Annotated in this window: 9 protein-coding genes; 3 read left to right on the plus strand and 6 right to left on the minus strand. The window is 36.9% G+C overall.

The annotated features are described in order from the left end of the window. The first annotated feature begins 2 nt into the window (after nucleotides 1-2). Entirely contained in the window at nucleotides 3-1526 is a 1524-nt protein-coding gene (locus tag ACZZZK_RS02425) for an OmpP1/FadL family transporter (RefSeq protein ID WP_463482693.1), read from the plus strand. Nucleotides 1527-1576: 50 nt separating this feature from the next. Here the strand turns inward: ACZZZK_RS02425 and ACZZZK_RS02430 are convergent, their stop codons facing one another. From ACZZZK_RS02430 to ACZZZK_RS02440, 3 genes are all read right to left on the minus strand, one after another. Further along, entirely contained in the window at nucleotides 1577-3943 is a 2367-nt protein-coding gene (locus ACZZZK_RS02430) for a hypothetical protein (RefSeq protein WP_463482694.1), read from the minus strand. 102 nt (nucleotides 3944-4045) lie between these two features. Continuing rightward, nucleotides 4046-5881: a UbiD family decarboxylase gene (locus ACZZZK_RS02435; RefSeq protein WP_463482695.1), complete on the minus strand. Its 1836-nt coding sequence runs from the start codon at nucleotides 5879-5881 to the stop codon at nucleotides 4046-4048. A 106-nt stretch (nucleotides 5882-5987) separates the two neighbouring features. After that, nucleotides 5988-6467, minus strand: coding sequence for a Dps family protein (locus ACZZZK_RS02440; protein WP_265799259.1), 480 nt, complete (start codon nucleotides 6465-6467; stop codon nucleotides 5988-5990). A 282-nt stretch (nucleotides 6468-6749) separates the two neighbouring features. Here ACZZZK_RS02440 and ACZZZK_RS02445 point away from each other — a divergent pair, with 282 nt between their 5' ends. After that, entirely contained in the window at nucleotides 6750-8291 is a 1542-nt protein-coding gene (locus ACZZZK_RS02445) for a LysM peptidoglycan-binding domain-containing protein (RefSeq protein WP_463482696.1), read from the plus strand. A 2-nt stretch (nucleotides 8292-8293) separates the two neighbouring features. Next, entirely contained in the window at nucleotides 8294-8938 is a 645-nt protein-coding gene (locus ACZZZK_RS02450; protein WP_056850047.1) for a uridine kinase family protein, read from the plus strand. Nucleotides 8939-8995: 57 nt separating this feature from the next. On the opposite strand, the gene ACZZZK_RS02455 is transcribed toward ACZZZK_RS02450, so the two are convergent. From ACZZZK_RS02455 to ACZZZK_RS02465, 3 genes are all read right to left on the minus strand, one after another. Continuing rightward, nucleotides 8996-9658 (minus strand): CoA transferase subunit B, encoded by a 663-nt coding sequence (locus ACZZZK_RS02455; protein ID WP_463482697.1) that lies wholly within the window; start codon nucleotides 9656-9658, stop codon nucleotides 8996-8998. A 34-nt stretch (nucleotides 9659-9692) separates the two neighbouring features. After that, nucleotides 9693-10400 carry a CoA transferase subunit A gene (locus tag ACZZZK_RS02460; RefSeq protein WP_463482698.1) on the minus strand — a complete coding sequence of 236 codons (708 nt, stop codon included), beginning with the start codon at nucleotides 10398-10400 and terminating at the stop codon, nucleotides 9693-9695. 473 nt (nucleotides 10401-10873) lie between these two features. Beyond that, on the minus strand, nucleotides 10874-13252 hold the full coding sequence (locus tag ACZZZK_RS02465) for an endonuclease MutS2 (RefSeq protein ID WP_463482699.1): 2379 nt from the start codon (nucleotides 13250-13252) through the stop codon (nucleotides 10874-10876).

Raw genomic sequence — 13252 nt, forward strand, 5'->3', positions numbered from 1 at the left:
AAATGAAAAAATATATATTGGCATCCATGGTAGCTACAGTAGCTACCATTGGTTCAGCATACGCACAGAGTTATGCCCCTGACGCGTTCCGATTTTCGCAAACAAATTATGGGAGTTCATCGCGTTTTAAAGGAATGGCTGGTGCTCAAATTGGCGTTGGTGGCGACATAGGATCAATCAATGCGAATCCTGCGGGACTTGGATTATTCACCAAATCAGAATTTAACATTACTCCTGAGTTTAATAGCGTTTCCAATGAAAGTTCTTACTTAGGCAACAACATTAAATCCAACAAAAGTCAAATCAATCTAAATAACCTAGGTGTTGTATTTTATAATCCAGCCGCAAAACTAAAAGGTTCTGATGTAAATAAAGGCTTGGTTAGTACTGTTTTCGGACTTAGCTATACCAGGAACAATGATTTTCTTAATAACATCGACTATAATGGCATTAACACCAATAGTTCAATAAGAGACTCTTATGTTGATCAGGCTAATAGTTTCGGAACTGAGAATTCAGTTGCAGGCGATGCTTATGATAGTTATCTAATTAATAAAAACGCTCCAAACTATCCAAATGGTTTCTCGGCAGAACCTTATAATAATGCAAACTTCAATCAAAACTGGACTGAAAGCAGACTTGGATCTACTTCAGAATTCAATATAGCTGGAGCACTTAATTTTTCGAATAAATTATATATAGGTGGAACAGCGAGTTTTGTGAATGTAAAATATACTAGTGATGCTTCCTTTACAGAATCTGGTATTGTTAATTCTTATGATGACGCGATTCCTGCTTACACTGGCAACGAAAATTACACCTTAACTCATATTAGATATCAACAGTCTCGGGGTAATGGATTCAATTTAAAGTTAGGAATGATTTATCGCCCGGTTCCAGAGTTGAGGATTGGATTAAACTTCCAGACTCCAACGTGGCTTAATATTCAGGATAATACAACCGAAACTTTGCAAGCTAGATTAGCAGGTAATGCAACTAATGCCGCTTCATCAATTAATAGCCCAAGCAGGTATTATGACTTTACTTATAATCTGCGTACGCCACTAAAAGCATCGGCAGGTTTAAGCTATGTAATTAGTAATATCGCTCTAATTTCTGCAGATGTTGATTATATCGACTATTCATCAATGCGTTTCTCGGCAGATGGTGGTGGAAGTTCATCAACGATTAGCGACAATAATGCGTTTGTAAAAGCATCGTACAAAGAAGCTATAAACTATAGAGTTGGTGCAGAAGTTAAAGTAAGCAATGAAGTAAGTTTGAGAGGTGGTTATGGTGTAAATGGAAACGGTATTCAAGGTGGATCGAATTCTTTTTACCAAGGCCAGTTTTTAACAGGCGGTATAGGTTACCGTGTTGATAATTACTATTTCGATTTGGCTTATCAGAATTATAAAACGAATTTCAATTCTAGCCCTTATTTACTAGATGATTATTCTGAGCCTGTTGCAGATGTTAAGAGCAATAGAAATAATGTATTCTTAACTTTCGGAGTTAGATTTTAAGAATAGATAATATTTTATCAAAAGCTCTCGATTTGCATCGAGAGCTTTTTTTATGGCCGCTTGATTGTGATGTAATGCTCACCATAAATTGGACCATTGGCAGTAACACCTTGCACTACAATCTTGAAACGGCCTGTTAAATCACCAGTTGTAAAATTTAGTCGAGCCTTTCCTTCAGAATCTAAAACTTGTTGATAATCCCAAAATATAGTTGACATATTAATAGGTTCATCCTTATTATCCAACTCGAAATTATAAAACTCCTTCCCGAGTTTTATCCCCCTCAAAATAGAAATATTTGCATCTTTCTTACGCTCTGCACAACCATGATAAATGGTAATTCCACCGTTTTGATTCCGATACTGACCTCCCTCTTTAGGGCTTTTGTTCTCAGAATTTCCAAAATGATTTACACAATTTAAAATGTTATTAGGACAGACATAATCACCACAATTATTCATATAACCATTATTCGCAAAATCAATTTTTTCGCCTTTATCACTCTTGATCACTACTTCTTTTAGATTTATACCACGAGGATCAGTAAAAGCTTGATTAATTACTGATTTTGATAAGTTAGCAACTACTTCTTCATAATGCTGCGCACTAATATTTTTTTTCAGCTCTTCAGCCGGATCATGAATTTCTAATGTATAATTGGATGCGTTTTTATGGTTAAGGTTCACCCATACATCATCTTTATCATCGGTAATTAAATTAGAATAAGGGATTTTGAATTTACCGGTACTATCTGATGAAATGCTATGAACAGTACTCTTCGCTATCGTAAATAATTCCATAGGTAGCATTACGTTTTTCTTCCCTTTTCTTATCTGGCCGCTAACTTCATCATTAATTATTTTCTTTTGCGCAAATAAGCTATCTCTTAACCGGGGCCAATGATACCGCCTCCACCCTTTCACCAGGAGAATATTATTTAAATACTCACGATCCGTAACTTTGATTCCCATCGGGTTAGCCGGTAAGTTTACCAATTCTCTTTCTAGCAATGCATAGTCTACAATATTTATATTGTTTAATTCAGAGAATCGGTTAGCTTGTGTACACGAAATGGATACCAAACCTTGAAGGGAATTTTTGCTTCTGGTAATCGTATGGATATCCAATCGAACACTATCCCTCGTACCATATACATCCTTATCAGTTGAAATTTGCAATTGGTTCGTTTGATCGTAATGGCTAAAAAAAATCCGTTCCGCAAGAGGCTTGAAATCACTATCTAATAAGGTTATGGCATTTAATCCCATCGGTACAGAATCCAGATCAAGTCTAACATGTTGAGTGACACCATTCTTCAAGGCAATCTCGCTGTGCAAATAGAGATCGGTATAATTATGAACCACAACATGAACTTGAGTATCATAACTACTTTGTAATTTTAAACGAAAGTCTTTATCTGCAATAACATTATTAGCATTCATCGTCACACCCGCACTCAAAATAGGTGGCAAATCATAATGATCTCCTTCAATATCACCAGTTAATACTTTTAGGCTGTATTTGCATTTGATATTGGGTATGATAGAAAGAAAACCAAGCCCGATAGAATTCGTATTAACCGTATCAATAGCTTTATCATTTTCATACAAAACTGCCGTTGTAAGAAGAGGAGTACCCATTAGGTCTTTAATTTCAATCCCCACTTTACTAAACAATCCATTAACCAAATAGCCACTTTCAGGATAGAAACTAATCTGAAATTTTTTCCCGTTGATTATTGGCAATTCGTGCTTGAGATATTTAACCTGGTTATCTTTTTTTATTGCAATTCTTAATAAATTGTTCTTCGCGTTAATTTTGTTTGCCGGGAAATCAATCATCATTTCTCCAATCACGCTCGTTTTTGACGAAGCTCTTTTCAAAATCGAATCACGACCAATGGTGTACTTCACTTCAGCATTTTCAACAAAACGATTATCACTCGTCAAAACTTTAAGCAACATGGTTCCATTTTGAGTTTGATCATTGTAAGAATTAAAAACGGAAATGCTGGGTTGTAAAAGATTTCTTGTGGTAGATTTTATGGTAATGGGCTGAATAAAGTCAGAAACGTTAAAGCCAGCTATTCTAATATTGGTACTCACTACAAACCGGTAAGATCCGCCGGACAGCGAATCTGGCAAAACTAAATCTCCGAATGCAAAGCCTTCACGAATTAAAAATTTCTTTTGAAGAACTACCGAACTATCAGCATTATTTACCAATGCAAGATGTAAAGTATGGTAATCGGCTATTGGTGCAATACCTTCGAGTAAATACCCGGTAAACCAAACCTGATCGTTATTGGAATAAACGTTTTTATCAAAGTGAACAAAGATGCTAGACGTTGCATTCTGTTTTCCATACTGACGAATTACCTTTATCAAACTGTCAACCTGTTGAGCGGACAACTTCATCCAGCAACAAAGTATTAATAAAATGATAGCTAAGGCACGCGAAAGTTGAGGTAAAATGCAAAACATGTACCTAAAAATGGGCAAATATTTTCAAATATTCAACTAAATTATTCCATGTAGCGGCATTCCTGGCTTAGCCAAGGCATCGATCTTTTCCTCCACATTTTTGTCTTTAATGAGTTCAGGAGCATGATGAGGTTTTTTCCTTGCATCAATAATCATTGGGCCTTTGCAACCCCAGTGTTTATCGATAGTAAAATCATTAACGCCATAAATATTGGCAGCGGGATTACTTCGGGTAAAAGTGATCCAAACTAAATTATCAATATTTGCTGCTGTAAATTCAGAATCATCGGCCAATACAATTAATGGTAATCCGGAAAGATCCTGATCGATTAAGGTGATGTTTAACAAAGCAATTTCTGCTGCTGTTTTTTCCGCACTGATATATTTGTCGCATTCAATAACTAAAACACCAGGGATAGCCAGATGAGATTGATAGCAACCATCCCCTAACTTTAAGCCTTCAGGCTTTTTATTCCACAAATTTCGCTTCTTCTCCCCTGCTGCTGCAATAACAACCTTCGATCCGCTATTTAAACCATCGCCACTGTAATCCAGGGTATCGATTGTGGTGTTGGTATAGAAATGGATATCTCTGGTTAAATCTACCCTTTCCAAAATATGAGTAATAAAATCCTGAATGTGATGTGTACTTAATTTTTCATCATCCTCTTTAGCTGCGATGAAAACATATTTAGCTAAACTGAGTTGATTTTTACCCAGGATATGGTTGGCGATCGTTAAGATTTCCTGTGGTCTTCGCTCCTTTAAATATGGCGTATAACGTTCGCTTCCGATTGCAAACAGCAAAGGATGAACACCTGCTGCATCAACAGCATGTACCTCTTTCAATCCATGAATTTCTTGTGGAATGGCCGATCCTGTAATTTCGTGAATTAATGCACCAAAGCTTGTGTCTTCCTGCGGCGGCCGTCCAACAACTGTGAACGACCAGATGGCATCTTTTTTATGGTATACGTTATGCACCTTCATCAAAGGAAAAGGATGCGTAAGGCTATAATAACCTAAATGATCGCCGAAAGGACCTTCTGGCTTATTTTCATTAGGATAAACAGTTCCAGTAATAATAAAATCGGCGTCAGCAGAAATGCAAAATCCTTCATCATCATAAAAGTAGCGAAATCTCCTATCGCCTAATGCTCCGGCAAAAGTCATTTCTGATAAACCTTCTGGCAATGGCATTACCGCAGCCAGAGGATGAGATGGAGGACCACCGACGAAAATGCTCACCTTAAGTGGTAAACCTGCTTTATTTGCTTTAGATTGGTGAACACCAATGCCCCGGTGAATCTGATAATGCAGACCGATCTCCTTGTCTTGAATATAATCGTTCCCGCCCAATTGAATGCGATACATCCCTAAATTTGCATTTAGAACTCCCGGCCTATCAATGTCTTCAGTATAAACCTGAGGCATCGTTACAAAAGGGCCTCCATCCATGGGCCAGTTTACAATTTGTGGCAATTTACTAATGGAGGTTTTCAAAAAATTATTTTTTGCAGATGGCGTTTTCATGGGCAACGCCGACAATGCCGACATTGCTGACCCTGCATACTTGAAAGGATTTTTCAATGCTTTTATTGGATCATTTCTTAATGAAACCAATTGCTGCACTTTTGGCAAGGTGTCTCTGAAGATGAATTTCGACCGCTCCAAAGTTCCAAACAAATTAGAAACCGCCGGAAAGGGACTACCCTTCACATTCTCAAACAACAAAGCAGGGCCTTGTTTCTCATAAACCCTTAAATGGATGGCGGCCATTTCTAAATGAGGATCGACTTCTTCTTTAATCCTTATTAGATGACCGTGTTTTTCAAGATCGGAAACACACTCTGCTAAACTTTTATATGCCATGCCCAAAGATAAATAAATAGCTATTCTATAACACAAAAAAGCCTCAGATAAACAGATTTGACAATTCATCCATTTAACTGAGGCTTTTAAAACCTACTTCAAAGTATTATTTCTTTCCAGCGAAAGAACGTAACATCCAGGTATTTTTTTCTTTAAACTGCATGAAGCGATTTACCATATCATTCGACCCATCATCGCCAGCTTTATCTGTAGCTTCTAATAGTTCTCTTTCAATTTCAATCAACTTAGCCATATCATCCAATACCGCATCAACCATATCTAAATCTTTCATGCCAATCGTGTCAATTTCTTTGATTTCAGATTCACTGATATAATCTGCAAAACGACTATGTGGTGGTTTACCTAAAGTTAAAACACGCTCGGCAATTTCATCGATGGTAAGCTGTGCATTGGTATATAATTCTTCAAACTTAACATGAAGCGTAAAAAAATTCTGACCTTTTATATTCCAGTGACAACCTCTTAATTTCTGATAGTGAATATGATAATTTGCCAAATAATCGTTCAAAAGATCAACCACTGGTTTTACTTCTTTTTCATTTAAGCTTATTTCTTTAGCGTCCATTTTATTAATTTTTATGTGATATTAATGTGTACGTAACAACCCAAATTTATAAATGTTTTAATCTAAATTCTCATCTATACAATACCTTATTTATTAGTTCGTTTATTAATCAACACGAAGCCAATTGTTTTCTTTCACAAGATATTGTGAATGAATATTATGACCATTTTTTTGAAATAAAGTTATCTTATTTTTACTTAAAAACGGGTTAATTAACTCCACAGGGTTAAATATTTTATTCGTATAATTGCTTCCTTTGACTAAGAAATTTATAGAAAATAAATGCACAAAATATACTTATCTGCTTTTGTTCTATTTGCTCTAAACATCGCAAATGCTAAAGCAAACACACTTAGAGACTCTATCGGCGTTGAAAATAATAACGGAAAGAAACTTATCGTTCATCAAATTGTAGCCAAAGACACTTATTATTCTGTTGGAAGAAGATATAATGTTTCGCCAAAAGATATTATGAGCTACAACGAGAACAAATACCTTCAAGTTGGGGTCATTATAAAAGTTCCAACCAATATTCCCTGGGGAACAACAAGCAGCACGCCCCCTGTTTCTTCGGGCAAAGACGGCGGCATCATTGAGCATACTGTTAAAGCAAAAGACAATTTAAATATGCTCGCTGAAAAGTATGGAACAACTATAAATGAAATTAAAAGGCTGAACAACCTTACCGGAAATAATTTAAGTATTGGGCAGGTTTTAAAGATCGCTACGAAAAATAGTACAGATGCCCCCGCTACAAGCGAGCCAATAAAACCAGCTAAAACTACGGTAACTACGCCCGCTATTGAGAGTACTGTTGCAGATCAAACCATGATTGAGCATACGGTAGCGCCTAAAGAGTTTCTTGGGAAAATAGCAGAAAAATACGGCACCACCGTAGAAGAGGTTAAAAAGGCAAATAATTTATCAAACAATAATCTCAGAATTGGTCAGAAATTAAAGATTCCGGCTACAAAAAATGTTGATGAAAATAAAGTAATCAGCACTGCAGAACAAACTCCAACCGAAGTTGCCAAAACGCCAACCGAAGCGGCCAAAACTTCAGATGCTGCAGGTACTCATACGGTTTTGCGTAACGAAACCATCTTTACGGTTGCAAAGCAATATGGTATTACTGCTTACCAATTAAGGAAATTAAATAATTTGCCAGATAATGCGATTACGATTGGGCAAGTTTTAAAAGTGCCCGGAGGAGTAGTTGCTGAAGTAGAAGTACCGGAAGAAAAACAAGCTGAACCGGTAAAAACGTCGTCTGCTTCACCTTCGAAAGAAGAAAGTTTTATTCATACTGTAGCAACTGGAGAAAATATTTTCAGCATCGCGAAGAAGTATAATTTAACGGCTTATCAAATCAGAACAGCTAACAAACTGGATGATAACGCCATAAAAGTAGATCAGAAATTAATTATTCCTAAGCCACCTCAACCAAAATCTGTAAATGAGGCATCTAAACAAGAGCAGGAAAGTGAACCAGATAGCACAATGGTTAAAGATCCAAAACTTCGTCGCGACCCAAGTGTTTATGGCCTAAGCCAAATTGAGGAAAAAGGTGCAGCTGTTTGGATTGCTGATGCAGATTTAGACGGCTCGAAAATGCTAGTTTTACACCGTACAGCACCAGTAGGCAGAGTAATAAAAATTACCAACCCAATGACTAACAAAACAACATTCGCAAAGGTTGTTGGTAAATTTACAGAGAACGAATCCACAAAAGATGTTATCATTGTAATGACTAAAGCGGTAGCCGATTCATTAGGTGCTTTAGACAAACGTTTTTTTTGCAATCTAACATATAGTGCTCAATGAGTTTGAATAAAAAACCTTTTATAATTGGTATTGCCGGTGGAAGTGGATCGGGTAAAACATTTTTCTTAAACTGCTTTTTACATCACTTCAAGCAAGATGAAGTAACTTTGGTATCCCAGGATGATTATTATATTCCTGCAGGCGATATGACCCAGGAAGAAAATAAACTTTACAATTTTGATCTTCCTTCAACCATTGATAGTGAACAGTTTTTAAGGGATATAAAACAACTTACAAGCGGAGAGGTTGTCTATAAAAAGGAGTATAATTTCAATAATCCACTTGCGGTAGTTAAAATATTAGAGATTAAATCAGCACCTATAATCATTGTTGAAGGCCTTTTTATTTTGCATTTCAAAGAAATTGCAGCCTTGCTAGATCATACCATTTTTGTTGATGCTGATGAACAAGTTGCTTTAGATCGCCGCATTAAACGCGATGGTTTGGAACGTGGATACCCCGAAGATGACGTCCTTTATAAGTGGCATAACCATGTGGTTCCAGCCTACAAGGAATATTTGTTGCCTTATCGAGAGCAATGTAATAAGGTGATTATGAATAACACCAATGAGCCTGATGAAATCATCGCCATCACTGAAGATATTTCGAATGACTTAAGGAACAGTATTCTGGTTGATATAAATTAAAATAATAGATGTAAACAAAAAGGGGTCAAGCTTTAAAAACTTGACCCCTTTTTTATTTTAATCCAATCGCATTTCCGGAATATCGCCTTCAGCAATTAACCTTCCTGCTGTAGATTGTTTAATAAAATCAACGCTCACTCCGGGTGCTCGTTCTAAAAGTTTGAAACCTCCTTCGGGCAGAATATCTAAAACGGCTAATTCAGTAACAATTTTTTTAATACACTTTACCCCAGTCAGTGGAAGAGTACATTTAGATAGCAACTTGCTCTCTCCCGCTTTATTTACATGCTGCATGGCTACAATGATATTTTTTGCTGATGCTACTAAATCCATTGCACCACCCATTCCTTTAACCATTTTACCAGGAATTTTCCAATTGGCGATATCGCCATTCTCAGAAACCTCCATTGCCCCTAAAATGGTTAAATCAACCTTTTGCGCCCTGATCATTCCAAAACTCATTGCCGAATCGAAAATTGAGGAGCCCGGTAAAGTAGTGATGGTTTGCTTACCCGCATTAATTAAATCAGCATCTTCTTCACCTTCAAATGGAAATGGTCCCATTCCAAGCAGTCCATTTTCGGATTGCAATACAACATTTATTCCCTTTGGAATATAATTGGCCACCAAGGTTGGTATACCAATGCCAAGGTTAACATAGTAACCATCTTTTATTTCTTGCGCTATACGTTGCGCTATTTCTTCTTTTGAAAATGCCATTATGTAAATGAATGAATTTTGAATGAGAGGATGATTAAATAACTGGAGACTTTCTAACCGTACGCTGTTCTATTCTTTTCTCGTAATCTTTACCTTGAAAGATTCTGTGAACATAAATTCCTGGCGTATGAATATAATCTGGATCCAGTTCGCCTGCCTCAACCAACTCTTCCACCTCTGCGATGGTTATCTTGCCAGCCATTGCCATTACTGGATTAAAGTTTCTACTGGTCGATCTAAAAATTAAATTCCCAGCGGTATCGCCCTTCCAAGCTTTTACAATAGCAAAGTCAGCGTCGAAGGCATATTCCATTAAATAATCTTTACCATCAAAATTTCTGATTTCTTTACCTTCTGCAACTTCTGTTCCTACTCCTGCTGGTGTAAAAACAGCAGGCATTCCATATCCTGCTGCCAAACATCTTGTCGCTAAAGTTCCTTGCGGAATCAAATCAACCTCTAATTCGCCACTTAGTAATTGCCGTTCGAACTCTGCATTTTCGCCGACATAAGAAGAGATCATTTTTTTAACCTGACGCTGTTTTAACATCAATCCAATGCCAAAGTCGTCAACCCCAGCATTATTCGAAATACAGGTTAAATTCTTAACGCCTTTTTCTACCAAAGCATTTATACAATTCTCAGGAATTCCGCAAAGTCCAAAACCACCAAGCATTAAGGTTGCGCCATCTGATATATCATCAATCGCCTCTTTAGCGCTTGATACCACTTTATTAATCATTTTATGAATTTTTGGTTAGTTCGCTAATTTACAAATTGCGGCTACAAACCCAGCATGAAATCAGTTTAAATCTTCTACGAATAACTTTTAATTGGAATTGATCTAAACAAGCATTACCTTTGTACTGCAATGATTTACGAGAGAGAAGAAAACAATTTTATTCTACCTACCGATCCTGAGTTTCAAAAAGGAATGGGTTTTATTTTAAGCTGCACTGCGGAACATAAGAAATGTTGTGAGAAGTTTAAAAAAGGTAAACGCTGTAAGAAATGTCCCGGGAATAAAAAGTAATAATTTTTCATTCTATCATTTACAAATCTCAACTTAACAATCCTTCCAGCAATTCACATTAGCGTGAGCATACCAAAAACATTAGCGATGAAGAATCGCAAAATGTTTTCGTAATGACGGCAAGAGAGTGGTATTAAAACTTTGAAATCTACCTTCTTCAAATAAGAAATTAAAGATAAATTTTAATTCAGATAAACATAGGTTATCCCATCACCGCCTCTATCTGCGTGTTCATCTTCCATCCTATTCACCTGACTATATTTCCTCAAATACTCCCGAATCATTTTCCTCAATATTCCATCGCCTTTACCATGAATAAGTTTGATAGATGGAAAGCCTAACATAATCGCTTTATCTAAATATTTCTCTACTTCAAATAAAGCATCTTCAGTTCTTTTTCCGCGAAGATCTAATTCAGCTCTAAAGCCTGATACAGCATCGTTCATTCTCCCCGCGAACGAACCGGCACTGCTTTGGATTACCTTTTTCGCTTCCTTATTGCTGATCTTTTGAACACGATTTTTTTTCACGTTCGAGCGTAAATCTCCAATAGCCAAAACCAGTTCGTTTCTGTTAATTTCCAGCACTTGCCCGGTTGTTTCGCTGTCAGTAAATTTTACCCAATCTCCAACCGTAATTTCGCCACCAACAATAACTTGAACAGGTTTTGGCTTTTCTTTTGGAACGGTGTTCTTAACTAACTCCTGATGCAAATTTTGCCTTAATTGTTTGGTTACTTCTTTATCAGCCTGCTTTTCTTTAATTTCAGCAATCGTATTTTCTACCAGTTTATTGGCATTTTTAATAATGTTTTGCGCTTCCTGCTTTGCTTCTTTGATTAAAACCCTTCTGTTTTCATCCAAAAAAGCTCTTAATTTTTCATTTTCGGCAACTAAATTTTTAGCCTTATTTTGTTGAGTGGCCAGGCTCACTTTTGCATCGTAAATCGTTTTCTTTTCACGCTCTAAATCTACTAACATGGTATCAACGCGATTTTGATTCGAACCGGTTTTTTCCCTGGCAAGCTGAATCACTTCTTTAGGCAAACCGATGTTTTGAGCAATTTCAAACGCATAAGAACTTCCGGGTTTGCCCATCTCTAGAATGTACAAAGGTTTCATTTTAGCGTTATCGAAAAGCATTGACGCATTTTCTAAACCAGGCGTGTTGCCAGCAAAAAGTTTCAAATTAGAATAATGTGTGGTAATTACGCCACGCACTTTTTTATTGTTGAGTACTTCCAATACTGCCTCGGCCATCGGACCTCCAAATTGTGGATCAGTACCCGTACCGAATTCATCAATCAAAACCATCGTTTTTGGGGAAGCATGCTCAACGAAATAACGCATTTTCTTTAAGTGGGCACTGTAGGTACTCAAATCACTTTCTATCGATTGATCATCACCAATATCAGCAAATATATTTTCAAAAATACCCACTTCACTATTGGCATCAACCGGGATTAGTAAGCCCGTTTGCAACATAATCTGGAGTAAACCAACCGTTTTCATGCACACTGATTTACCTCCAGCATTTGGGCCAGAAACTAAAACTACACGTGTTTCAGCATCAATATGGATATTTAATGGCGTTACTGTCTTCTTTTCGGCGGCGAAAGAAATAGATAACAGCGGGTGCCTTGCATTTATTAATTTGGTTTTTGGTTCTTTTAGTAACCCAGGCATTTCCGCTTCAATATCCAAAGCAAATAAAGCTTTGGCCCTAACAAAATCAAGTTTGGTTAAAAAACCATGATAGGAAAGCAATAGTGGCGAATAAGGACGTAGTTCATCAGTCAATGCAATCAGAATTTTAATGATTTCTCTGCGCTTATCAAATTCCAAATCACGAAGTTTATTGTTAAGGGTAAAAACTTCTTCTGGCTCGATATAAACAGTTTGACCAGTGGCCGACTCATCATGAATAAATCCCTTAAGCTTCCTTTTATTTTCGGCTAAAACAGGAATACACATTCTGCCATCGCGAATGGTTAAGCTACCATCGGCTACCCAATTATTGGCAATAGCTTGTTTGTAAATGGAGTCCATCCGCTTGCGCACATCTTGCTCGGCTTTAGCAATAGATGAAGTGATTTCTTGCAATTCTTTAGATGCATTTGGCTTAATTTTACCTTTCGCATCAATAACTGTCTCTATCTTTCGAAGGATGTTTTTCTCGATCGGCAAATGTTCAAATAAGGCCTCGAGTGTTGGATACACTTCTGCTCTTTCTTCAAAAAAACGCAAAACTGAAAAAACAGTCTGCAGGGAAGTATAAACCTGAAACCACTCATCTTCCAAAAGGTAAGTACCTTCCACCCTAATCTTTTCGACTAGCGATTTGATATCAAAAAAGGTATTGATTTGTAGCGGTTCCTGATTTTGCAGGATGCTTTTAAATTCGTTGGTTTGGCGTAAAAATTTATCGATCTGGTCAAAACGACTCATCACCTGCATCTTTTGCACCATTGCCTGACCCATTGGGCTTAAGCAATGTTTGCTAATCAGCTGTCTTATCTCTACAAATCCTAAACGTTCTAAACAATTATCAGGGTATAACAT

It is taken from the genome of Pedobacter sp. AC163 (assembly GCF_979258665.1).